Origin of the sequence: Streptomyces sp. NPDC020299 (genome assembly GCF_044387825.1) — a bacterium.
Classification (GTDB): domain Bacteria; phylum Actinomycetota; class Actinomycetes; order Streptomycetales; family Streptomycetaceae; genus Streptomyces.
Genome location: NZ_JBIRWL010000016.1, coordinates 60475 through 82133, shown reverse-complemented (window position 1 = coordinate 82133; position 21659 = coordinate 60475). Strand labels below are relative to the sequence as shown.

Below are 21659 nucleotides of genomic sequence, written 5' to 3'. Positions count from 1 at the left end.
GCGGCGAGGTGCGGTGCCAGGCCGCGCGACCCGGGCGGGCATAGTGCAAGGCCCCCTCAGACCCCGGGTCGCTACGATGCCCCCGTACTGGATCACCGGCGTGAGGAGGCACACGCATGGCAGGGCAAGAAGGCGGCGCACCGCAGGACGACTGCCTGTTCTGCAAGATCGTCGCGGGGCAGGTCCCGGCGACGATCGTCCGTGAGACCGAGACGACCGTCGCCTTCCGCGACATAAACCCCCAGGCGCCCACCCACGTCCTGGTGATCCCCAAGGCGCACTACCGGGACGCCGCCGCGCTCGCCGCCGGCGCACCGCAGCTCGCCGCGGACGTCCTGGCCGAGACCCAGGCGGTCGCCGACGAGGAGAAGCTGGAGAGCTACCGCACCGTCTTCAACACCGGCACCGGCGCCGGCCAGACCGTCTGGCACGCGCACGCCCATGTCCTCGGCGGCCGCGGCCTCCAGTGGCCCCCCGGATAAGCAGCCATGTCCGTACGCGAGTTGGTCGTCCTCGGCACCGCCAGCCAGGTCCCGACCCGGCACCGCAACCACAACGGCTATCTGCTGCGCTGGGACGGCGAGGGCATCCTGTTCGACCCCGGCGAGGGCACGCAGCGCCAGATGCTGCGCGCCGGGGTCGCCGCGCACGACCTGAACCGGATCTGCGTCACCCACTTCCACGGCGACCACTCCCTCGGGCTCGCCGGGGTCATCCAGCGCATCAACCTCGACCAGGTCCCGCACCCGGTCACCGCCCACTTCCCGCACTCCGGGCAGCGCTTCTTCGACCGGCTGCGGCACGCGACGGCCTACCGGGAGACGGTCGACCTCGCCGAGGCACCGGTCGACGCCGACGGCGACCTGGCGGTGACCGCCTCGTACACCCTCCAGGCCCGCAGGCTCTCCCACCCCGTGGAGTCCTTCGGCTACCGGCTGATCGAGCCCGACGGGCGCCGCATGCTGCCCGAACGGCTCGCCGCGCACGGCATCAAGGGGCCGGACGTGGGCCGCATCCAGCGGGAGGGGACGATCGACGGGGTCGCCCTGGAGGACGTCAGCGAGGTACGGCGCGGGCAGCGGTTCGCGTTCGTCATGGACACCCGGCTGTGCGACGGCGTGCACGCGCTCGCCGAGGGCTGCGACATGCTGGTCATCGAGTCCACCTTCCTCGACGAGGACGAGAACCTCGCCGTAGAGCACGGCCACCTGACGGCCGGCCAGGCGGCGCGGGTGGCCCGGGACGCCGGCGTCCGCCACCTCGTCCTGACCCACTTCAGCCAGCGGTACTCCGAACCGGACGAATTCGAGCGGCAGGCGCGGGCGGCCGGGTTCGAGGGCGAGCTGACCGTGGCGCACGATCTTCAGAGGGTGCCGGTTCCGAAACGGCGCTAAAGCGGCCGTACGATGCTTTGATGTCCCTCCCCAAAGCAGAACTGCACCTCCACATCGAAGGCACCCTCGAGCCCGAGCTGGCGTTCCGGCTCGCCGGGCGCAACGGCGTCACCCTGCCGTACGCGGACACCGACGAGCTGCGCAAGGCGTACCAGTTCGAGGACCTCCAGTCCTTCCTGAACCTGTACTACGAGCTGATGGTCGTCCTGCGCACCGAGCAGGACTTCGCCGACCTGGCCGACGCCTACCTCGCCCGCGCCGCCGCCCAGGGCGTGCGGCACGCGGAGATCTTCTTCGACCCGCAGGCGCACATCTCCCGGGGCGTCGGCATGGGCACGGTCGTGGAGGGGCTCTGGCGGGCGCTCGGCCGCAGCGTGGAGAACCACGGCGTCTCCACCAAGCTGATCATGTGCTTCCTGCGGGACGAGTCCGCCGAGTCGGCCATGGAGACCCTGGAGGCAGCGCGCCCCTACCTCGACCGGATCACCGGCGTCGGCCTCGACTCCGCCGAGGTCGGCCACCCGCCGGTGAAGTTCCGCGAGGTGTACGAGGCCGCCGCCGCACTCGGACTGCGCCGGGTGGCGCACGCCGGTGAGGAGGGCCCGCCGGAGTACATCACCGAGGCGCTGGACGTGCTCGGCGTGGAGCGCGTCGACCACGGCCTGCGCTGCGTGGAGGACCCGGCGCTGGTCGCCCGGCTGGTCCGCGACCGGATCCCGCTGACCCTGTGCCCCCTGTCCAACGTCCGGCTCCGCGCCGTCGACGTCCTCGCCGACCACCCGCTGCCCGCCATGCTCGACGCGGGCCTGCTCTGCACGGTCAACTCCGACGACCCGGCCTACTTCGGCGGCTACGCCGGTGACAACTTCGATGCCGTGCGCTCGGCGCTCGGCCTCGACGAGGAACGCCTGCGCGAACTGGCCCGCAACTCCTTCCTGGCCTCCTTCCTGGAGGACGACGAGGAACTCCGGGCCCGCTACCTCGCGGAGGTCGAGGCGTACGAGTTCGGCTGAGCGCCGTGGCTCGGGGGACCGGCGCCGGTGCGGGCGTCGCTGGGGGGCTGCCGCCCCGCGACGGCACCCCGGGGACTAGTTCGTGGAAATGGCGGCGTACGAGTTCGGGGACGCGGTCTCGTAGGCCTGGCGGGCTGTGGTGGCCGGGGTGTCCACCGGGACCTCCACGACCTCCACCGTCGCGGCGACCGGCAGCGGGTGCCGGGTCGTGCGCAGGGCCACCGCCGTCATCGGCGCCGCGATCAGCAGCAGGCCGACGGCCAGGACCTCGCCCATGACGGGGAAACCCGCCCGCGCGGACAACAGGCTGCCGGCCAGCGGACCCGCCGCCGTGCCCAGTGAGCCGGCGGAGCCGACCAGGACCGCCCAGCGGCCGCGCGGGTCGAGGGAGACGGCGAGGCCGATCAGGTACGACAGCACGACCGGGTAGAGCGCGTTCCAGGCGATCTCGCCCGCCGCGAAGGTCGGCAGGTTCCTCGCCGAGGCGCTGAGCGCGATACAGGCCGCGATGAGTGCCGTACCCGCCCCGATCGGCACCGCCCGCCCGAGCCGCGGCCCGAGCGCGCCCGCCCCGACGACCCCGAGCAGCCCGGCGCCGAGCGCGATCGCGAACACAGCGCCGACGGTCACCTCGGTGAGGTGCGCCTGGGCCAGGCCGATCCGGCCGCTGACGCCCCACAGGGCGTTCTGGGCCAGGGACCAGCAGGGCATCGCGGCGGCGAGGAGCAGACCGGAGCGCGGGTGGGGAAGGGGACCCCGTGCGACGTGGCCGCGGGCAGCGGCGGCAGGGGCGGACAGGCGGCCGGTGAGCGGCCACACCGCGAGCGCGGCGATCGCGATCGCGGCCAGCGGCTGCCCGTGGCCCGGGCCGAGGTGCGGGACCGTCAGGTACACGACGCCCGCGAGGGCGGAGACGCAGAGCAGGCCGAGCGTGGTGACCCGGTGCGGATCCCTCTGGGCGGCGATCCCGGTGGCGGCCACCGCGGTGACCGTGCCCGAGCCGAACCCGCCGAGGACCGCGCCCACGACGACGGCCGGTACCGCACCGGTGAGCGCGGCCCCGCCGTAGCCGAGAACGGCCAGCGCGAGCCCGATCCGGGCGAGCGCGCGGGCCCCGATCCGCTCCACCCTGGAGGCCAGCAGGAAGCCTGCCGCCGCCGAACTCAGCAGCAGCGCACTGCCGATGGCCCCGGCCTGGGTGGCGGAGAGGGGAAGCCCCGAGTCGAGTCTGCCGACGGTGGTGGGCAGAAGGTACGGGGCGAGGTACCCGGCCGTGAAAAGGGCGACGAGGGGCCAGGGCGTGGTGCGGGGGGAGGACACGGGCGTTCCCAGGGCATGCGAAAGGAGCGGCTCAGAAGGGGGATTGGCGCAGGCCGTCGACGGACAGGAACGCGCGAGCAAGTTGTATCAAGCACGCGGTTGCGGAAGAAGCGCGAAGAGCCCCTGGGGAACGTGATCTAGGTCATATTGTGTTTGGGGCTGGCGGAGTCGGGTAGGCAAGGCCGCTTTCGTCGAGCGGTTACCGCCAGTTCACCGCTCCACCCGCCGCGGGCCCCACCGTCTCGATCTTCGCCCTGATCTCCCGCATCACCGCCACGATCCGCTCCTCGTGACCGGGCGTCAGCCGCGCCACCGGCACCGAGCAGCTGATCGCGTCCTGGGCGGGGGAGTCGTAGCGCAGGGCGAAGCCGAAACCGACGATGCCGAGGACGCCCTCCTCGCGGTCGACCGAGTAGCCGCGGGCCCGGGTCTCGGCGAGGTCGGCCGCCAAGGACTCCCGGGTGGTGCGGGAGTTGGGGGTCAGCGCCTCGTACGGCCCCTCGGGCAGCTCGGCGTCCGGGCGCTCCGCGAGCAGCGCCTTGCCGAGCGCGCCGGCGTGCGCGGGCAGTCGCCGCCCCACCCGGCTGATGGTCCGCGGGTATTCGTGCGACTCCCGCGTCGCCAGGTACGCGACGTCCCGGCCGTCCAGCCGCCCCAGGTGGATGGTCTCGCCGAGCGTCTCGGACGCCTCGTCGAGGCAGGGGCGTACGGCGCGCACCCGCGGGTCGGAGTCCAGGTAGCCGGTGCCGGTGAGCAGCGCGTGGATGCCGATGCCGTACAGGGAGCCGGTCACGTCCGTGCGTACCCAGCCCCTGCCGATGAGGGTCTGCAGCAGCGCGTACATCGAACTGCGCGGCACGCCGAGCTCGTCCGCCAGCTCCTGAAGCCGCGCCGGACGGTCGCCGCGCGCGGCGAGCACTTCCAGCAGCTCGACCGTCCGCGCCGCGGACTTCACCTCGCGGACGCCCCCTGTCTCCATGGGCCGATCGTAATCGGGGCGGGACGGGTCATTGACGGCCGCCGTTCGCGTATCTAATCTTCATCTACGTACATGGATGACGTCTACATGGGGAGATGCTCAAGGTGAACGGCGCTACGGACCGGCTGCGGACCGGGATGGCGAACGGTGTGCTGTCGTTCCCGCTGACGAGCTTCCACGCGGACGGCTCCCTCGACCCCGACGGCTTCCGCGCCCATGTCGCGGCGCAGATCGCCACCGCCCCCGGGGCCGTCTTCCCCGCCTGCGGCACGGGCGAGTTCTTCTCGCTGGACGAGGACGAGTACCGCCAGGTCGTCTCCATCGCGGTCCAGGAGGCGGCGGGCCGGGTGCCCGTCGTGGCCGGCGTCGGATACGGCTGGGCGCAGGCCGTACGGTTCGCCCGCATCGCCGAGGAGGCCGGCGCCGACGCGCTCCTCGTCCTGCCGCACTACCTCGTCGCCGCCCCGCAGGACGGACTGGTCGCCCAGCTCGAACACATCGCGGCCCGCACCCGGCTGCCGCTCATCGCCTACCAGCGCGGCCAGGTCGCCTTCGGTGCGGACGCCTTCCGGCGGATCACGGCGATCCCCGGCGTCATCGGCCTCAAGGACGGCCACAGCGACCTCGACCGCCTCCAGCGCCTCACCCTCGCCGCCCCCGGGGGGTTCCTGTTCTTCAACGGGGCCGCCACCGCCGAGATCCAGGCCCGCGCCTACGCCACCGTCGGCGTCCCCGCCTACTCCTCCGCGGTGCACGCCTTCGCCCCCGAGATCGCGAACGCCTTCTTCGCCGCGCTGCGGGACGGCGACGACGGCACCGCCGACAAACTGCTGCGCGACTTCTACGTCCCGCTCGTCGAACTCCGCGACCGGGTGCCCGGCTACGCCGTGTCGCTGGTGAAGGCGGCGGCCCGGCTGCGCGGCCGCCCGGTGGGTCCCGTGCGCGCCCCGCTCACCGACCCGTCGGCCGCCGACCTGGCCGACCTGAAGACCCTGCTCACTGCCGGACTCGACCTCGTAGGAGCCACCCTGTGAACCTCGCCATCACGGACGTACGGCTGACCCCGATCCTGGTCGCCGACCCGCCCCTGCTCAACACGCAGGGCGTGCACCAGCCGTACACGCCCCGGCTCATCGTGGAGGTCGTGACGGCCGACGGGATCACGGGCGTCGGCGAGACGTACGGCGACACCAAGTACCTGGAACTCGCCCGCCCGTTCGCGGACCGGCTGATCGGCCGGCCGGTCAGCGATCTGAACGGCCTGTTCACCCTCGCGGACGAGGTCTCCGTGGACGCCTCCCGGGTCTCCGGCCAGGTCGACGTCGGCGGGCTGCGCGGGGTGCAGACCGCCGACAAGCTGCGGCTGTCCGTCGTCTCCGGCTTCGAGGTCGCCTGCCTCGACGCCCTCGGCAAGGCCCTCGGCCTGCCGGTGCACGCGCTGCTCGGCGGCAAGCTGCGGGACACGGTCGAGTACAGCGCGTACCTGTTCTACAAGTGGGCCGCTCACCCCGAGGGGGTCACGGCGGAGCAGGACGACTGGGGTGCCGCCGTCGACCCGGCCGGAGTCGTCGAGCAGGCCCGGAAGTTCGTGGAGCGGTACGGGTTCACCTCCTTCAAGCTCAAGGGCGGCGTCTTCCCGCCGGACGAGGAGATCGCGGCCGTACGGGCGCTGGCCGAGGCGTTCCCGGGCCACCCGCTGCGGCTCGACCCCAACGGCGCCTGGTCCGTGGAGACCTCGCTGAAGGTGGCGAAGGAGCTCGGGGACGTCCTGGAGTACCTGGAGGACCCGGCGCTCGGCACCCCCGCCATGGCCGAGGTGTCCGCCGGGACCGACGTGCCGCTGGCCACCAACATGTGCGTGACGACCTTCGCCGAGATCAAGGAGGCGTTCACGAAGGACGCCGTCCAGGTCGTCCTGTCCGACCACCACTACTGGGGCGGCCTGCGCAACACCCAGCAGCTCGCCGCGATCTGCCGGACCTTCGGCGTCGGGGTGTCCATGCACTCCAACACCCACCTGGGGATCAGCCTGGCCGCGATGACCCACGTCGCGTCCACCGTCCCGAACCTCCACCACGCCTGCGACTCGCACTACCCCTGGCAGTCGGAGGACGTGCTCACCGAGCGGCTGACCTTCACCGGCGGCCGGGTCACCGTGCCGGACGCACCCGGGCTCGGCGTGGAACTCGACCGGGACAAGCTGGCGTTCCTGCACCGCCGCTGGGCGGACGACGACGGCTCGCTGCGGGACCGCGACGACGCGGCGGCGATGCGCGTCGCCGAACCGGGGTGGACCACGCCGCCCGTGCCGCGCTGGTAGGACCCCGAGGTCATCGCCCACCCGGCGGCACGCCCCCGCCGGGTGGGCGAAGTGGTGCACACTGGCCAGATCCGCACCACAGGGAGCGCCATCGTGACCGCGTCCAACGCGTTTGCCGGATTCGCCGGAGAGGAACGGGAGCACCTCGGAGAGGCCCCGCACGCCCACGCCCACGTCGACCCGCTCGCCGCCGTGCGCTCGTCGGCCGACCCGCCCTGGGACGTCTACCTCACCGGCACCGTCTTCCTGGACATCGTCTTCACCGGGCTCGACACCGCCCCGGTGCGCGGCACCGAGTCCTGGGCACGCGGGATGGGCTCCAGCCCCGGCGGCGTCGCCAACATGGCCACGGCACTCGCCCGCCTGGGCCTGCGGACCTCGCTCGCGGCGGCCTTCGGGGACGACCACTACGGCGAGTACTGCTGGGACGCGCTCGAACAGGGCGAGGGCATCGACCTCTCCACCTCCCGCACCGTCCCCGGCTGGCACTCCCCGGTGACCGTCTCCATGGCCTACGAGGGCGAGCGCACGATGGTCTCCCACGGCCACGAACCGCCCCCCGAGGAGCCCGCCCCCGACTGCCCGCCCCGCGCGCGGGCGGCCGTCGCCTCCCTGGTCCCGGGCCGCAGGGCGCACTGGATCGCGCAGGCGGCGAGCGAGGGCACCCGGATCTTCGCCGACGTCGGCTGGGACGACACCGGCGCCTGGGACCTGACCGGACTGGCCGACCTGGAGCACTGCGAGGCGTTCCTGCCGAACGCCGAGGAAGCCATGCGCTACACGGGCGCCGACTGCCCGCGCGCGGCGGCCCACGCCCTCTGCGAGTACGTACCGGTGGCCGTGGTCACCCTCGGCGCGGACGGCGCCTACGCCGTGGACCGGCGCACCGGCGAGAGCGCCGAGGTGCCCGCCATCGCCGTCGAGGCCCTCGACCCCACCGGCGCCGGAGACGTCTTCGTCGCCGGTTTCGTCACCGGCTCCCTGGCAGGCTGGCCCCTCGCCGACCGCCTCGCCTTCGCCGGCCTGACCGCCGCACTGTCGGTCCAGGAATTCGGCGGCTCCCTGTCCGCCCCGGGCTGGGCGGAGATCGGCGCCTGGTGGCAACAGGTCCAGTCGGTACCCGGCCAGGACCCCGCCGCCCTGCGCCGGTACGCCTTCCTGGCCGGCCTGGCCCCCCGGGAACCGCTCACCGCGTGGCCCCGGCGCAGGGCGGTGCCGACGATCGGGTTCGGCCGGTCGGCGTGACGGTTCCGGTGCCGGTCAGCATCATGCAGCCCGTCCGGCGTTTGAGGACGAGGCCCGTTCAGGGCCGAAGCGGGGGTCTGGGGCGGCAGCCTCCGGCGGCGGTGCGGAAACCGGCTCCGGAGAAAAATCCTACGGTCTTGTCAGCCCTCCGTCGTACTCTTGATAGCGCGAGGCCGCCCTCAGCTACGCGGCCGTGACGAGGAGGAACCGCAGGCCTTCAGCGCCGGCCCATGACTCAGACACCCACAGCTCGCACCCCCGCGCAGGAGCAGGCGAAAGCACAGATCACCGTCCCCGCCCAGCACCCCATGGTCACCGTGCTGGGGTCAGGCGACTCCCTGCTGCGCGTGATCGAGAAGGCCTTCCCGGCGGCCGACATCCACGTCCGGGGCAATGAGATCAGCGCGGTCGGCGACCCGGCGGAAGTCGCCCTCATCCAGCGCGTGTTCGACGAGATGATGCTGGTGCTCCGCACCGGGCAGCCGATGACGGAGGATGCAGTGGAACGCTCGATCGCCATGCTGAAGGCGAGCGAGGCAGGGACGAGCGACGGGCAGGAGACCCCGGCCCAGGTACTGACGCAGAACATCCTGTCCTCGCGCGGCCGCACGATCCGCCCCAAGACGCTGAACCAGAAGCGGTACGTCGACGCCATCGACAAGCACACCATCGTCTTCGGCATCGGCCCCGCCGGCACCGGCAAGACCTACCTGGCCATGGCCAAGGCGGTCCAGGCCCTGCAGTCCAAGCAGGTCAACCGCATCATCCTGACCCGCCCGGCGGTCGAGGCCGGCGAGCGTCTGGGCTTCCTGCCCGGCACGCTCTACGAGAAGATCGACCCCTACCTGCGCCCGCTCTACGACGCGCTGCACGACATGCTGGACCCGGACTCGATCCCCCGGCTGATGGCCGCCGGGACCATCGAGGTCGCGCCGCTCGCCTACATGCGCGGTCGCACGCTCAACGACGCCTTCATCATCCTGGACGAGGCCCAGAACACGAGCCCCGAGCAGATGAAGATGTTCCTCACCCGCCTCGGTTTCGACTCGAAGATCGTGATCACGGGTGACGTGACGCAGGTCGACCTGCCGAACGGCACGAAGTCCGGTCTCAGGCAGGTGCAGGAGATCCTGGAGGGGCTCGACGACGTCCACTTCTCCCGGCTGTCGTCCCACGATGTCGTACGGCACAAGCTGGTGGGCCGTATCGTCGACGCGTACGAGGAGTACGACAGCAAGCACGGCACGGAGAACGGCACGCACAAGGGCGTCCGGGGCAAGGCCGGGCACAAGGGGAAGTAGACAAGCACCGCACCATGTCGATCGACGTCAACAACGAGTCCGGAACCGAGGTCGACGAGCAGGCGATCCTCGACATCGCCCGCTACGCGCTCGCTCGGATGCGCATCCACCCGCTCTCCGAGCTGTCGGTGATCGTCGTGGACGCCGACGCCATGGAGCAGCTGCACATCCAGTGGATGGACCTGCCCGGGCCGACCGATGTCATGTCCTTCCCCATGGACGAGCTCCGGCCGCCGGGCAAGGACGACGAGGAGCCCCCGCAGGGGCTCCTCGGCGACATCGTGCTCTGCCCGGAGGTCGCCGCCAAGCAGGGCGCGGAGGCGGCCACGCAGCACTCCATGGACGAGGAGCTCCAGCTGCTCACCGTCCACGGCGTACTGCACCTGCTCGGGTACGACCACGAGGAACCCGACGAGAAGGCCGAGATGTTCGGGCTCCAGGCCGCGATCGTGGACGGCTGGCGCGCCGAGCAGGGCATGACCGGGCCGTCCCCGGCGCCGACGGTCTCGTAAGCGCGGCCCATGAGTCCTCAGATCGTCATCGGCGCGATCGCCCTGGTCGTCGTGGCCTGGCTCGCCGCCTGCGCGGAGGCGGGCCTCGCCCGGGTCTCCAGCTTCCGGGCGGAGGAGGCGGTGAAATCCGGGCGGCGCGGCAGCGCCAAGCTGGCCCAGATCGCCGCCGACCCCACCCGCTACCTCAACGTGGCCCTGCTGGTCCGCGTCGCCTGCGAGATGGCGGCCGCGGCGCTGGTCACGTACGCCTGCCTGAAGGAGATCCACGGCACCGCCCAGGCCCTGCTCGTCGCGATCGGCGTCATGGTCCTGGTGTCGTACGTCGCCGTCGGCGTCTCCCCGCGCACCATCGGCCGCCAGCACCCGCTGAACACGGCGACGGCGGCGGCGTACGTCCTGCTGCCGCTGGCGCGGATCATGGGCCCGATCCCGTATCTGCTGATCCTCATCGGCAACGCGCTCACCCCCGGCAAGGGCTTCCGCCGCGGCCCCTTCGCCTCCGAGGCGGAGCTGCGCGCGCTGGTCGACCTCGCCGAGCAGGAGTCCCTGATCGAGGACGACGAGCGCCGCATGGTGCACTCCGTCTTCGAGCTCGGCGACACCCTGGTCCGCGAGGTCATGGTCCCCCGGACCGACCTGGTCGTCATCGAGCGCTACAAGACCATCCGCCAGGCCCTCACCCTGGCCCTCAGGTCCGGCTTCTCCCGCATCCCCGTCGCCGGCGAGAACGAGGACGACATCGTCGGGATCGTGTACCTGAAGGACCTGGTCCGCAAGACGCACATCAGCCGCGACACGGAGAACGAGCTGGTGTCCACGGCGATGCGGCCCGCGTTCTTCGTGCCCGACACCAAGAACGCCGGCGATCTGCTGCGCGACATGCAGAAGCAGCGCAACCACGTCGCCGTCGCCATCGACGAGTACGGCGGCACCGCGGGCATCGTCACCATCGAGGACATCCTCGAGGAGATCGTCGGCGAGATCACCGACGAGTACGACCGTGAGCTCCCGCCCGTCGAGGACCTCGGCGACGGCCGCCACCGGGTCACCGCCCGCCTCGACATCACCGACCTCGGCGAGCTCTACGGCCTGGAGGAGTACGACGACGAGGACGTGGAGACCGTCGGCGGCCTGCTGGCCAAGGCACTCGGCCGGGTACCCATCGCCGGGGCTTCCTCCGAGGTCGAACTCCCTGACGGACGCAGACTGCGCCTGACGGCGGAGGCCGCGGCCGGGCGGCGGAACAAGATCGTGACGGTGCTGGTGGAGCCGGTCGCTCCGTCGGACCCGCCAGGCGAGGACGAGGAGACGAAGCCGGAGTGACCCCCAAGGAGCTGCGTGCCTTCTGCCTGTCGTTCAACGCGGCGGTGGAGGACTTCCCGTTCAACCCGGAGATCTCGGTCTTCAAGGTGCTCGGCAAGATGTTCGCGCTGAGCTGGCTGGACGACCGGCCCCTGAAGGTCAACCTCAAGTGCGACCCCGAGGACGCGGTGCGCCTCCGGAGCGAGCACGAGGGGCTGATCGCGCCCGGCTACCACATGAACAAGCGCCACTGGAACACCGTCACCGTCGAGGGCGAGCTCCCCGACCGCCTGGTCCGGGAGCTCATCGAGGACTCGTACGACCTGGTCGTCGCCGGACTCCCGCGCGCCGACCGGCTCCGCCTCGACCGTCCCTGACTCCGTATGCTCAGGGCATGACCGACAGCAGCGCGCTCGACCCCGAGGACCGCAAGATCGTCACCCTGGCCCGCTCCGCCCGGGCCCGCAACGGTGTCCCGGAGGGCGCGGCGGTACGTGACGAGACCGGCCGCACGTACGTCGCCGGCACCGTGGCCCTCGACTCCCTCCGGCTGAGCGCCCTGCGGACCGCGGTCGCGATGGCGGTGGCGTCCGGGGCGAAGTCCCTGGAGGCGGCGGCTGTGGTGACGGAGGCCGAAGCGGTTTCCGGGGAGGACCTCGCCGCTGTTCGGGACCTTGGCGGGGCGGGGACGCCGGTGCTGGTGGCTGCGCCCGACGGAACGGTCCGGCTGACCGTCGCGGCGGGCTGAGGCCCCTGGGGGCTCCGCCCCCAGACCCCCGGGCCTATGCCCACCCACCACCCGTGCGAGTGGGCTGGGAGGCGCGGCTCTCCGTTATCAGCCCGGCCCGCACTGAAAAGTGAATGGCCGGAATTCAACCTTGCAAGCGCTTGCCCGCCGCGCATCAATGAGACTCGTCACTTCCGACGGACCGTCAGATATGAGCCGTCGTGCAGTTGACCGCACCCACCTGCCGAGACCGACGGCCCGTCGACGCGTATGCACAGGCGACGGGAAGGAAGTTCATGCCCATGAGAGGCAAGCGCGCAAGTACGGGTGCGGCCATGCTGGTCGGGGCCCTCGCGGTCACCGGTCTGGCCTTCGCGCCCTCCGCGGCCGCCGTCACTCCGACGTCGGCGACGATCAACGCCAGTTGCGGGCTGTTCGGCGGCGGGGCGGCCACGCTCACCGCCACGCAGAGCGGCACCTCGGCCACCATCACCCTCACGTCCACCGCCATCACGACACCGCTCGCGCTGGCGAAGGACTCGATCACGTCCAAGCTCACCATGGTGAAGGCCAGCGGCGGCACCACCGTCTTCACCGGGACGAAGAATCCGGCCATGGCCGCCGGGTCCCCCGTCACCGTCGGTCCGCTCAGCGGCACCGTCGCCTCCGGGGACAGCCTGGAGTTCTTCGGCGGTTCGCTCCAGATGACCATCTTCGGGATCACGGTCACCTGTACCTCGACCGCGAAGCAGGTGCCCGGCCCGTTCGTGTTCTGAGTGCCCTGAGCGCTCGTACTGAGCGCTCGCGCTGAGTGATCTGCTCCGGATGCCGCAGAACTGATGATCCGTCAGCTTTCTGCGGCATCTGCATTGACTTCTCACGCTGCCTCCTCATCAATGGCCCCCTGTCGGCGCAGCCGAGCCGCTGCGCCCGCATCCCTCAGGAGGGGGCAAGCATGGGTCCGACACTCCGAAGACCGCGCCGGCGTCGCTGGGCGTCGCTGCTCGCGGTGACGACGGTCGCGGTCACCGCGGGCGGGGCGCTGGCCTGCCCCGCGGGCGCGACGGGCACCAACGTGGACTTCGCGACGCACTGCATCCCGCCCGCCATCGCGGGCCTCCCGCCGATCGACGGCACCACCACCGCGAACATCTCGGTGGACAAGACCAGCCCCAAGGTCGGCGACACGGTCACCGTGACGTACACCGTGGTCACCCCGGCCGCCAACAACCCCACCGAACTGGCCCTGCCCGCCGACATCATGACCCCGACCGGCAAGGTCGCCCTCAGCGGCGCGCAGACCGGGGACGTGACGGTGGCGGGGCCGAAGAAGAACGACCCGGTGCCCGGCAAGGGCGTCTTCCCGTCGTTCTCCATGACCGGCACGTTCAAGGTCACCTCACCCGGCGCGATCAAGCTCTCGCCCGGCGACTACAACATCCACACCAGCTACATCATGGAGCTGGACACCCCGTGCACGGTGACCAACCCGCCCGCGCCGGTCTCCGAGACCGTCACCGCGACGGACTCGACCCCGGTCAACAGCCGTGCCATCACCCTGGGTTCGGCCTCCGGGAACCCCGGTGACAGCGTCACCGTCAACGGCACCGGCTTCACGGCGGGCGCGACCGTCACCCTGGCCGGACGCGCCGGGAACACCCAGACCGGGGACACCGCGACCGTGACCGCCGGCGCCGACGGTTCCTTCAGCGGCTCGCTCGCCGTCAACGACAAGACGACGACCGGGATCGTGGCGTACGAGGGCTCCTCCTGGAGCTCGGAGAAGGGCGCCCCGCCCGCCTCCTACGTCGTGAACGACACCACGCCCGTACCCGCCGGCAGCCAGAAGCTGACGACGACCGTGAAGGCGGGGACGCTGTCCATGTCCCAGGCCGGGGACGCCGTCTCGCTGTCGGCGGTCGACTTCGGCCAGGGCGGGGCGTCGACGGGATCCCTCAACACGGTGACCGTCAAGGACTTCCGCGGCGGCCCCGCGGGCTGGTCCCTGACCGGCAAGGTCACCGACTTCACCGGTCCCGGCGCCAAGATCGATGCCGGAAAGCTCAGCTGGACCCCCGCCTGCGCCACCAAGGCGGGCAGCCCGAGCACCTGCAAGGCCGGTTCGGCGGGCACGGTGGGCACCTCGGGAGCGACCCTGGCGTCGACCCCCGACGGTACGCTCACCGGCGGTGAGTTCACCGTCGATGCCGGACTCTCCCTGGACGTACCGGCGTTCACGCCTCCGGGCGCGTACTCCGGCGTCCTCACCCTCACGCTCAGCTGAGCGTACGCGTCACCTCGCCGGTGGCCGGGCGCCCGACCGCACCGGGACCGCACCCGCCCGACCGCCGACCCGACTCACGCCTGTGGGGGTCCGCACCCATGCGCAAGCCGTACGTCCTCCTCCTGCGCCGAGGCCTGCTCCCGGGCCTGCTCCTCAGCCTGCTCCTCGGCCTGTTCCTGGCCGCCGGGACGGTCCCCGCGCACGCCGCCGACAACGGCAGCTGGTCCGTCTACCCCGTCTCCTCCCGCATCGCCGCCCGGCCGTACTTCTACCTCTCCGCCGACCCCGGCCAGACCATCACCGACAAGGTGGTCGTCGCCAACAAGACCGGCGAGCCCCTGACCTTCCGGCTGTACGCGGCCGACGCCTACAACACCGCCCGCGACGGCGGCTTCGCCGTGCGCACGGTCAAGGAGCGGATGCGGGGCGTCGGCGCCTGGGCGCGGCCCGCGAAGTCCCGGGTCACCGTCCCCGGCCACAAGAAGGTCACCGTCCCCTTCACGCTGCGCGTGCCCAAGGGCGCCGAACCGGGCGACCACCCGGGCGCGATCGTGGCACTGGACGAGCGCGTCGAAAAGGGGCCCGCCAAGGGCGGCGGCTCCCTCGCGCTGGGTCTGCAACGGGCCGTCGGCGCCCGCGTCTACCTGCGGGTCGGCGGGCCCACGCTGCCGGCCGTAGCCGTCGAGAACGTCCGCGTCACCCACCACCAGCCGCTCGTCCCCGGCCTCGGCGACAGCACGGCGACCGTCTCCTACACCCTGCACAACACCGGCAACGTCACCCTCGACCCGAAGGTGGAGCTGAAGGCGACGGGCATGTTCGGCCGCACGCTGCTGACCCGAGACCTGACGAAGATCCCCTCCGAGCTGCTGCCGGGACAGCGGGTACGGCTCAGCGAGCCCTGGCGGGGCGCGCCCCAGTTCGACTGGGGTGACGTGACCCTGACGGCCAGCGCCACCGGCACCCGCGAGTCCGCGAGCGCCTCCTTCTTCGCGCTGCCGTGGCTGGTGGTGGCGGTGGTGTTCGCCGCCGGGGTGGCGGCCGGAGCCCTGCTCAGAGCGCGTCGGGGCCGCGCTCGCCCGTCCGTACCCGTACGACCGTCTCCACCGGCAGAGCCCACACCTTCCCGTCCCCGATCTTCCCCGTCTGCGCGGCCCTGACGATCGCGTCGATCACGTCGTCCGCGGCGGCGTCCTCGACGACCACCTCGATACGGACCTTGGGCACCAGGTCGACCCGGTACTCGGCGCCGCGGTACACCTCGGTGTGGCCGCGCTGCCGGCCGTACCCACTGGCCTCGGTCACGGTCAGGCCGTGCACACCGAGCTCCTGGAGGGCGGTCTTGACCTCGTCGAGGCGGTACGGCTTGACGACGGCGGTGATGAGCTTCATGCCTGGGTGTCGACCTTCTGTGGCTGGTGGACGGTGGGGACGGACGAGGACACCGGGGCGCCGTGGCCCAGGACCCCGTGATCGTAAGCCGTCTCGGCGTGCACCGTAAGGTCCAGGCCGGTGTACTCCTGCTCCTCGCTCGCCCGGAAGCCCATCGCCTTGTCGAGCAGCTTGCCGATGCCGTACGTCACCCCGAACGCGTACACGGCGACGACCACGACGGCGAGCAGCTGCTTGCCGAGCTGGGTGACGCCCCCGCCGTAGAAGAGGCCCTCCGCGCCGCCGGTCATCGCCTTCTCTGCGAAGAGGCCGATGAGCAGGGTGCCGACGATTCCGCCGACCAGGTGGACGCCGACGACGTCGAGGGAGTCGTCGTAGTTCAGCTTGAACTTCCAGCTCACGGCGTAACTGCACAGGGCGCCGGCGGCGAGGCCGACCACCAGGGCGCCCAGCAGGGAGACGGAGCCGCAGGAGGGGGTGATGGCGACCAGACCGGCCACGGCACCGGAGGCCGCGCCCAGGGTGGTGGGGTGGCCGTCGCGCTTCTGCTCGACGAAGAGCCAGCCGAGCAGGCCGGTGCAGCCGGCGGCGAGGGTGTTGAGGAAGGCCGCGGCGGCCAGGCCGTTCGCGCCGAGCGCGGAGCCCGCGTTGAACCCGAACCAGCCGAACCAGAGCAGGCCGGCGCCGAGGACGACCATGGGGAGGTTGTGCGGCCGCATGGCGTCCTTCTTGAACCCGAGCCGCGGCCCGAGGACCAGGCACAGCGCCAGTCCGGAGGCGCCCGAGGTGATCTCCACCGGCAGACCGCCCGCGAAGTCGAGCGCGCCGAGACCGTGCAGGATCCAGCCGCCCGGGCCCCACACCCAGTGGGCGACGGGAACGTATACGAGCAGCGTCCACACGGGGACGAAGACCAGCCACGCGGAGAATTTCGCCCGGTCGGCGATCGCGCCGCTGACCAGGGCGGCCGTGACGATCGCGAAGGTGAGCTGGAAGGTGGCGAAGAGCAGGGTGGGCACGGTCCCCTGCACGCTGTCCGGGCCGAGACCGGCCATTCCGGCGTGGTCGAGCCCGCCGAGGAGCCCGCCGCCGATGTCGCCGCCGAAGGCGAGCGAGTAACCCCCCGCCAGCCACACCACCGTCACCAGGGCGATCGACACGAAGCTCATCATCAGCATGTTGAGGACGCTCTTCGTGCGGACCATGCCGCCGTAGAAGAGGGCGAGGCCCGGGGTCATCAGCAGGACGAGGGCGGTGGCGGCGAGCAGCCAGGCGGTGTCGCCGGTGTCGACGTGCGCTGCGGCGTGTGCTGCGGCGAGGGTCACGGGTGTCTCCAACGGTGTGGGGGCTCGTCAGAGCGTCACCGGCGTGCGTTTCCGGTTGCGTACGGGTGTGTTTCCGTGACGTTTCGTTGCGGGTGGGTTTCCGGAAGCTCACGGGGAGAACCGGTGGTCCCCCGTGGTACGGCGGGCCCCTGTGGATCAGGGACAATGAACGCCATGAGCGTTCGTACCCAGTCATCCGAAGAGTCGGGCGGCCCCGTCCACCGCGCCGGCTTCGCCTGCTTCGTGGGCCGCCCCAACGCGGGCAAGTCCACCCTCACGAACGCTCTCGTCGGGCAGAAGGTCGCGATCACCGCGAACCAGCCGCAGACGACCCGGCACACGGTACGCGGCATCGTGCACCGGCCGGACGCGCAGCTCATCCTGGTGGACACCCCGGGCCTCCACAAGCCGCGCACGCTGCTCGGTGAGCGCCTGAACGACGTGGTCCGCACGACCTGGGCCGAGGTCGACGTGATCGGCTTCTGCCTGCCCGCGAACGAGAAGATCGGCCCCGGCGACCGCTTCATCGCCAAGGAGCTGGCCGGGATCCGCAAGACCCCGAAGGTCGCCATCGTCACCAAGACCGACCTGGTCGACTCCAAGTCCCTCGCCGAGCAGCTGATCGCCATCGACCAGCTCGGCAAGGAGCTGGGCTTCGAGTGGGCGGAGATCGTCCCGGTGTCGGCGACGGGCGGGAAGCAGGTGGATCTGCTGGCGGACCTCCTGGTCCCGCTGCTCCCCGAGGGCCCGGCGCTCTACCCCGAGGGCGACCTCACGGACGAGCCCGAGCAGGTCATGATCGCGGAACTCATCCGCGAGGCCGCGCTGGAGGGTGTCCGCGACGAGCTGCCGCACTCCATCGCGGTGGTCGTGGAGGAGATGCTGCCCCGCGAGGACCGGCCCGCGGACCGTCCTCTCCTCGACATCCACGCCAACCTCTACATCGAGCGGCCCAGCCAGAAGGGGATCATCATCGGCCCCAAGGGCAAGCGGCTGAAGGAGGTCGGCATCAAGTCCCGCAAGCACATCGAGGCACTGCTGGGCACGCCGGTCTTCCTCGACCTCCACGTGAAGGTCGCCAAGGACTGGCAGCGGGACCCGAAGCAGTTGCGGCGCCTGGGCTTCTGAGGGGCTTTCCCGCCCCCCGCCCCTGCCCGTCCGGTGGCACTGTTGGCCAACCCGGGCCCTTGTGACGGCCGTGGCGCATCAGGCCCCTCTCGACCCTGACGGGTTGAGAGGGGCGCTTTTTTTTGCGTTCCTAGGCTTCAGGCGTTATCGGCACGTTCCTAGACCACAATTCCTCAGCGTGGTCGGCGAATCGAGCGAACATGCCGCTATCACCGAACTTTCGCAGGTGCAGCAGGGGCGAGTCGTGGCCGACCAGTCGCGCCCGGCACCGTGGTGTCACAGTGCCCGGTGCATGCAGGCCCGCGGCCATCGGTCCAGGCCGTGTGCCGCTTCGCTCTCGCGGATCTTCCGTAGACCGGGAGTGAGCCTGTTGTCGTCCATGAGCTGAAAGCCGCAGCGCGCGTAGTAGGGGGCGTTCCAGGGGACATGGGTGAACGTGGTGAGGGTCAGAGCGGGCGCCCCCTCGCTCCTGGCGTGGGCCGCCAGATGGTCCAGCAGCAACCGGCCGACACCGCGACGTGCGCTGTCCGGATGCACCGAGACCTGCTCGACGTGGAGGTTGCCGTCGACGCGGTCGGCGATCAGGTAGGCGACCGGGGCGTCGGTGTCGTCGACCATGGTCCAGGCCAGCCCCGTGTGGTGGTGGCGGGCGAGCTCACCGAGCGGGAGTGGCTCGTCCTCGGCGATCTCCGGCATGCCGACATCTCGGAAGCACTGCCCGGCGGCCCTCTCGATGTCCTGAAGGACGGGCAGTTCGTCCAGGCGCACGGCTCGGATGTGCATGGACGCATTCTCCACGGCGCGCCGGATGGCGCCACCGATCAAGCGTCCGGTGACGGCGGTCCACCGGCGGTGGCTGCGTGGCAGAGGGCCGGCACCGACCGGCCCGTCCGCCGCTCACCCGATGCCGGCGGCCACACGAGGGCCAACACCCCCTAGTCTGTCCGGGCGGGTCAGTGGCATGACATGGGGGGTTCGATGACCGGCGGCTCACAGTACGTCCCGGCGAGTATCGCTACCGAACGGCTGGTCCTGCGGTTGTTCGCATCGGGTGACACCGACGATCGGTACTCGTACCAGTCCCTGCCAGAGGTCGCGCGCTACCTCTACCGGCCGCCGCTCACCCGCGAGGGCTGTGCCCGGTCCATCGCCGAGCGAGCCGGCGGGACTCCCTGGCGGGCCGACGGTGATGCGCTCCTGCTGGCCGTGTGCCGGGCGGACGGGCCAGGCGTCGTCGGCGAGGTGGTCCTCACCCTCAGGAGTGCGCGCGCCCGCCAGGCCGAGATCGGCTGGATCTTCAACCCCCAGTGCGCCGGACGGGGCTATGCCACCGAAGCGGCGCGCGCCCTTGTCTCGCTGGCCTTCAGCCAGTTGGGTGTCCACAGGGTCTTCGCCCGACTCGATGTCCTCAACACCGGCTCGGTACGCGTGTGCGAGCGTCTTGGAATGCGCCGCGAGGCCCATCTGGTCGACAACGACCTCGACGGAGACCGTTGGGGCAGCGAGTACGTCTTCGCGATGCTCGCCTCCGAGTGGGAGAGCTGAACGGCCTCAAGCGCCGGACGAGCCGGGGCCGCCCGTCGGGGTCATGTCCTGGAGGCCCACCACCCGTAGCAACCGCAACCGTTCGTACGACTCCGTGCCCGGGCGGGCCGTGTGGATGACGAGTCGCTGGTTGTGGTCGGAGTTGACGAGGACCTCGCAGTCGAGTTCGAGGACGCCGATCGTGGGGTGGCGGAACCGTTTGGTCGAGGTGCGGCGGACGGCCACCTCGTGTTCGTCCCAGAGGCGGGCGAACTCCGCGCTCCCGGCCCGTAGTTCGGCGACCAGGGCAGCGGGCTCCGGGTCCGTGGGGCGGGCCGCCGCCACCGCGCGCAGGCTCGCCACCTGCTCGCGGGCCCGCTCCGGGCGGTCCTCGGGCGGGAAGAGGTCCTGGGCCGCCGGGTCCAGGAAGAAGCGGCGGAGCATGTTGCGCTCGCGGGGCGGGCGGGCGAGGGCGTCCCCGCTCAGCGCCCGCGACATCGCGTTCTGGGCCAGGACCTCGCCGCAGTCGGTCACCACCAGCGCCGGGGTGTCGTGCAGCCGGTCCAGGACCAGGAGGAGGCCGGGGCGGACGTGGGTGCTCGTCGCCTCCCTGCGCGGCGGTTCCTCGCCGGTGAGGTGGAAGAGGTGGTCGCGTTCGTCCTCCGTGAGGCGCAGGGCGCGGGCCAGCGCGGTGAGCATCTGGCGGGAGGGGCGGGGGCCGCGGGACTGCTCCAGGCGGGTGTAGTAGTCGGCCGACATGCCGGCCAGGGACGCCACCTCCTCGCGGCGCAGCCCCGGCGTACGGCGGCGGGCGCCGGCCGTGAGGCCCACGTCGGAGGGGTCCAGGCGGGCCCGGCCACGGCGCAGGAAGTCGGCGAGTTCGGCTCGGTTCACCTCTCCAGGGTGCGGGAGGCCGTCCGGCTTATCCAGGGACTGCCGATCCCCTGATGCGGCGGTCTCTCCCGCCCGCGGTCCCGTCCGCCGAGGCTGGTCACCGTCGACAGCGACAGAGTGCGTGAGGAGCACATCATGCTGACTTTGGTGACCGGGACGACGGGACAGGTCGGGCGGCGCTTCGTGCCGAGGCTGCTGGCCCAGCGGCAGCCGGGCGAGCAGGTACGGGTCCTGGTGCGGGACGCGGCCCGCGGCGAGCCCTTCGCGGAGCTGGGCGCCCAGGTGGCCGTGGGGGACATGCGGGACGAGGAGACGCTCGGCAAGGCGCTCGCCGGGGTGGACGCGGTCGTGAACGTCGCCGCCTCCTTCCGCGGGGTGCCCGACGAGGAGGCGTGGGCTGTCAACCGGGACGCGGCGGTGGCCCTGGGCCGCGCCGCGCAGGCCTCCGGTGTGGAGAGGTTCGTGCAGGTCAGCACGGGCAACGTGTACGGCGTCGGACGGGGCCGCCCGCTGACCGAGGAGGACGAGAGCCGGCCCGGCGGCCAGATGTGGGGCGCCTACGCCGAGTCCAAGGCCGAGGCCGAGCGTGAACTGCTCGCGCTGGAGGGCCTGGACGTACGGGTCGGACGGCTCCCCTTCGTCTACGGCGAGGGCGACCCGCACCTCGCCGACTCCCTGCACTGGGCGAAGAACTGGGCCCCGCACCAGCGCCTGCAGATGGCCCATCACGCGGACGTCGCCCAGGGCCTGATGCGTCTGCTGTACGCGCCGGGCATAGCGGGCCGGATCTACAACATCGCCGACGACGCCCCTGTCACTACGGTCGAGCTGTACCGGCTGGGCGGGGTCGAGGTGCCCGCCGGGCTCCACCGGCTCACGGACCCCGACCCGTGGTTCGGGATCATGTCCAACCAGCGGATCCGCCGCGAACTCGGCTTCCGGCCCATCTATCCGAGCGTGTGGACGGCCCGGGACGCCGGCGTCCTCTGACGACCGTCA

The 21659-nt window shown here is 71.7% G+C and carries 23 protein-coding genes and 1 pseudogene; 17 read left to right on the top strand and 7 right to left on the bottom strand.

Annotation, left to right across the window (positions count from 1 at the left end; genetic code table 11):
- Positions 1–116 precede the first annotated feature (116 nt).
- From ACH45E_RS33650 to ACH45E_RS33640, 3 genes are read left to right on the top strand one after another with little or no spacing between them, the layout of a single operon-like run.
- The gene (locus tag ACH45E_RS33650) at positions 117–482 is read left to right on the top strand and encodes a histidine triad nucleotide-binding protein (RefSeq protein ID WP_361451004.1); all 366 of its coding nucleotides are present in this window, start codon (positions 117–119) and stop codon (positions 480–482) included.
- A 6-nt stretch (positions 483–488) separates the two neighbouring features.
- A complete protein-coding gene (locus tag ACH45E_RS33645) occupies positions 489–1394 on the top strand; it encodes a ribonuclease Z (protein WP_361451001.1) in 906 nt (301 codons plus the stop codon).
- A 20-nt stretch (positions 1395–1414) separates the two neighbouring features.
- Positions 1415–2407 carry an adenosine deaminase gene (locus ACH45E_RS33640; RefSeq protein ID WP_361450998.1) on the top strand — a complete coding sequence of 331 codons (993 nt, stop codon included), beginning with the start codon at positions 1415–1417 and terminating at the stop codon, positions 2405–2407.
- 75 nt (positions 2408–2482) lie between these two features.
- Here ACH45E_RS33640 and ACH45E_RS33635 read toward each other — a convergent pair whose 3' ends face one another.
- Positions 2483–3727 (bottom strand): MFS transporter, encoded by a 1245-nt coding sequence (locus ACH45E_RS33635; protein ID WP_361450995.1) that lies wholly within the window; start codon positions 3725–3727, stop codon positions 2483–2485.
- 199 nt (positions 3728–3926) lie between these two features.
- The gene (locus tag ACH45E_RS33630; protein ID WP_361450992.1) at positions 3927–4706 is read right to left on the bottom strand and encodes an IclR family transcriptional regulator; all 780 of its coding nucleotides are present in this window, start codon (positions 4704–4706) and stop codon (positions 3927–3929) included.
- 95 nt (positions 4707–4801) lie between these two features.
- On the opposite strand from ACH45E_RS33630, the gene ACH45E_RS33625 reads away from it, so the two are divergent.
- The 11 genes from ACH45E_RS33625 (at position 4802) to ACH45E_RS33575 (ending at position 15557) form a co-directional block, all read left to right on the top strand.
- Positions 4802–5740: a 5-dehydro-4-deoxyglucarate dehydratase gene (locus ACH45E_RS33625; RefSeq protein ID WP_361450989.1), complete on the top strand. Its 939-nt coding sequence runs from the start codon at positions 4802–4804 to the stop codon at positions 5738–5740.
- Positions 5737–7026 (top strand): glucarate dehydratase family protein, encoded by a 1290-nt coding sequence (locus tag ACH45E_RS33620; protein WP_361450986.1) that lies wholly within the window; start codon positions 5737–5739, stop codon positions 7024–7026. Before ACH45E_RS33625 ends, ACH45E_RS33620 begins: the two co-directional genes overlap by 4 nt.
- A 93-nt stretch (positions 7027–7119) precedes the next feature.
- Positions 7120–8271: a carbohydrate kinase family protein gene (locus tag ACH45E_RS33615; RefSeq protein ID WP_399042093.1), complete on the top strand. Its 1152-nt coding sequence runs from the start codon at positions 7120–7122 to the stop codon at positions 8269–8271.
- Positions 8272–8501: 230 nt separating this feature from the next.
- A complete protein-coding gene (locus ACH45E_RS33610) occupies positions 8502–9572 on the top strand; it encodes a PhoH family protein (protein ID WP_361450983.1) in 1071 nt (356 codons plus the stop codon).
- A 14-nt stretch (positions 9573–9586) separates the two neighbouring features.
- Entirely contained in the window at positions 9587–10084 is a 498-nt protein-coding gene (gene ybeY / locus ACH45E_RS33605; RefSeq protein WP_361450980.1) for an rRNA maturation RNase YbeY, read from the top strand.
- Positions 10085–10093: 9 nt separating this feature from the next.
- Positions 10094–11407 carry a hemolysin family protein gene (locus tag ACH45E_RS33600; RefSeq protein WP_361450977.1) on the top strand — a complete coding sequence of 438 codons (1314 nt, stop codon included), beginning with the start codon at positions 10094–10096 and terminating at the stop codon, positions 11405–11407.
- Positions 11404–11763, top strand: coding sequence for an MmcQ/YjbR family DNA-binding protein (locus tag ACH45E_RS33595; protein WP_361450974.1), 360 nt, complete (start codon positions 11404–11406; stop codon positions 11761–11763). The genes ACH45E_RS33600 and ACH45E_RS33595 overlap by 4 nt, the downstream gene beginning before the upstream one ends.
- 17 nt (positions 11764–11780) lie before the next feature.
- The gene (locus ACH45E_RS33590) at positions 11781–12134 is read left to right on the top strand and encodes a cytidine deaminase (RefSeq protein WP_361450971.1); all 354 of its coding nucleotides are present in this window, start codon (positions 11781–11783) and stop codon (positions 12132–12134) included.
- A 281-nt stretch (positions 12135–12415) separates the two neighbouring features.
- A complete protein-coding gene (locus ACH45E_RS33585; protein WP_361450968.1) occupies positions 12416–12889 on the top strand; it encodes a hypothetical protein in 474 nt (157 codons plus the stop codon).
- Between the two features lie 179 nt (positions 12890–13068).
- The gene (locus ACH45E_RS33580) at positions 13069–14397 is read left to right on the top strand and encodes a beta-xylosidase (RefSeq protein ID WP_361450961.1); all 1329 of its coding nucleotides are present in this window, start codon (positions 13069–13071) and stop codon (positions 14395–14397) included.
- A 98-nt stretch (positions 14398–14495) separates the two neighbouring features.
- Positions 14496–15557 carry a WxL protein peptidoglycan domain-containing protein gene (locus ACH45E_RS33575; RefSeq protein ID WP_361450958.1) on the top strand — a complete coding sequence of 354 codons (1062 nt, stop codon included), beginning with the start codon at positions 14496–14498 and terminating at the stop codon, positions 15555–15557.
- Here ACH45E_RS33575 and ACH45E_RS33570 read toward each other — a convergent pair.
- Together ACH45E_RS33570 and ACH45E_RS33565 are read right to left on the bottom strand one after the other, a co-directional pair.
- Positions 15451–15789: a P-II family nitrogen regulator gene (locus tag ACH45E_RS33570; protein WP_361450955.1), complete on the bottom strand. Its 339-nt coding sequence runs from the start codon at positions 15787–15789 to the stop codon at positions 15451–15453. The genes ACH45E_RS33575 and ACH45E_RS33570 overlap by 107 nt on opposite strands.
- Positions 15786–17114, bottom strand: a complete 1329-nt coding sequence (locus tag ACH45E_RS33565; protein WP_361450952.1) for an ammonium transporter — start codon at positions 17112–17114, stop codon at positions 15786–15788. The genes ACH45E_RS33570 and ACH45E_RS33565 overlap by 4 nt, the downstream gene beginning before the upstream one ends.
- 174 nt (positions 17115–17288) lie before the next feature.
- On the opposite strand from ACH45E_RS33565, the gene era reads away from it, so the two are divergent.
- Positions 17289–18242 carry a GTPase Era gene (gene era, locus ACH45E_RS33560; protein ID WP_361450949.1) on the top strand — a complete coding sequence of 318 codons (954 nt, stop codon included), beginning with the start codon at positions 17289–17291 and terminating at the stop codon, positions 18240–18242.
- Between the two features lie 130 nt (positions 18243–18372).
- Here the strand turns inward: era and ACH45E_RS33555 are convergent.
- A pseudogene (locus ACH45E_RS33555) lies at positions 18373–18522 on the bottom strand (XRE family transcriptional regulator); the annotation flags it as partial.
- Positions 18519–19025, bottom strand: coding sequence for a GNAT family N-acetyltransferase (locus ACH45E_RS33550; RefSeq protein ID WP_361450946.1), 507 nt, complete (start codon positions 19023–19025; stop codon positions 18519–18521). The pseudogene ACH45E_RS33555 and the gene ACH45E_RS33550, both read right to left, overlap by 4 nt.
- Before the next feature lie 195 nt (positions 19026–19220).
- Here ACH45E_RS33550 and ACH45E_RS33545 point away from each other — a divergent pair, with 195 nt between their 5' ends.
- Positions 19221–19787, top strand: coding sequence for a GNAT family N-acetyltransferase (locus ACH45E_RS33545; protein ID WP_361450942.1), 567 nt, complete (start codon positions 19221–19223; stop codon positions 19785–19787).
- A gap of 6 nt (positions 19788–19793) precedes the next feature.
- Here the strand turns inward: ACH45E_RS33545 and ACH45E_RS33540 are convergent, their stop codons facing one another.
- Positions 19794–20660 (bottom strand): helix-turn-helix transcriptional regulator, encoded by an 867-nt coding sequence (locus ACH45E_RS33540; RefSeq protein ID WP_361450939.1) that lies wholly within the window; start codon positions 20658–20660, stop codon positions 19794–19796.
- Positions 20661–20795: 135 nt separating this feature from the next.
- On the opposite strand from ACH45E_RS33540, the gene ACH45E_RS33535 reads away from it, so the two are divergent.
- Positions 20796–21650, top strand: a complete 855-nt coding sequence (locus ACH45E_RS33535) for an NAD-dependent epimerase/dehydratase family protein (RefSeq protein ID WP_361450936.1) — start codon at positions 20796–20798, stop codon at positions 21648–21650.
- Positions 21651–21659: the final 9 nt, after the last annotated feature.

Bases quoted from the DNA above. Each gene is read 5' to 3' on its own strand.
- ACH45E_RS33550 (WP_361450946.1), bottom strand. From the start codon at position 19,025: ATGCACATCCGAGCCGTGCGCCTGGACGAACTGCCCGTCCTTCAGGAC.
- ACH45E_RS33625 (WP_361450989.1), top strand. From the start codon at position 4,802: ATGCTCAAGGTGAACGGCGCTACGGACCGGCTGCGGACCGGGATGGCG.
- ACH45E_RS33600 (WP_361450977.1), top strand. From the start codon at position 10,094: ATGAGTCCTCAGATCGTCATCGGCGCGATCGCCCTGGTCGTCGTGGCC.
- ACH45E_RS33645 (WP_361451001.1), top strand. From the start codon at position 489: ATGTCCGTACGCGAGTTGGTCGTCCTCGGCACCGCCAGCCAGGTCCCG.
- ACH45E_RS33570 (WP_361450955.1), bottom strand. From the start codon at position 15,789: ATGAAGCTCATCACCGCCGTCGTCAAGCCGTACCGCCTCGACGAGGTC.
- ACH45E_RS33580 (WP_361450961.1), top strand. From the start codon at position 13,069: ATGGGTCCGACACTCCGAAGACCGCGCCGGCGTCGCTGGGCGTCGCTG.
- ACH45E_RS33575 (WP_361450958.1), top strand. From the start codon at position 14,496: ATGCGCAAGCCGTACGTCCTCCTCCTGCGCCGAGGCCTGCTCCCGGGC.
- ACH45E_RS33650 (WP_361451004.1), top strand. From the start codon at position 117: ATGGCAGGGCAAGAAGGCGGCGCACCGCAGGACGACTGCCTGTTCTGC.
- ACH45E_RS33545 (WP_361450942.1), top strand. From the start codon at position 19,221: ATGACCGGCGGCTCACAGTACGTCCCGGCGAGTATCGCTACCGAACGG.
- era (WP_361450949.1), top strand. From the start codon at position 17,289: ATGAGCGTTCGTACCCAGTCATCCGAAGAGTCGGGCGGCCCCGTCCAC.
- ACH45E_RS33640 (WP_361450998.1), top strand. From the start codon at position 1,415: ATGTCCCTCCCCAAAGCAGAACTGCACCTCCACATCGAAGGCACCCTC.
- ACH45E_RS33590 (WP_361450971.1), top strand. From the start codon at position 11,781: ATGACCGACAGCAGCGCGCTCGACCCCGAGGACCGCAAGATCGTCACC.
- ybeY (WP_361450980.1), top strand. From the start codon at position 9,587: ATGTCGATCGACGTCAACAACGAGTCCGGAACCGAGGTCGACGAGCAG.
- ACH45E_RS33630 (WP_361450992.1), bottom strand. From the start codon at position 4,706: ATGGAGACAGGGGGCGTCCGCGAGGTGAAGTCCGCGGCGCGGACGGTC.
- ACH45E_RS33535 (WP_361450936.1), top strand. From the start codon at position 20,796: ATGCTGACTTTGGTGACCGGGACGACGGGACAGGTCGGGCGGCGCTTC.
- ACH45E_RS33585 (WP_361450968.1), top strand. From the start codon at position 12,416: ATGAGAGGCAAGCGCGCAAGTACGGGTGCGGCCATGCTGGTCGGGGCC.
- ACH45E_RS33610 (WP_361450983.1), top strand. From the start codon at position 8,502: ATGACTCAGACACCCACAGCTCGCACCCCCGCGCAGGAGCAGGCGAAA.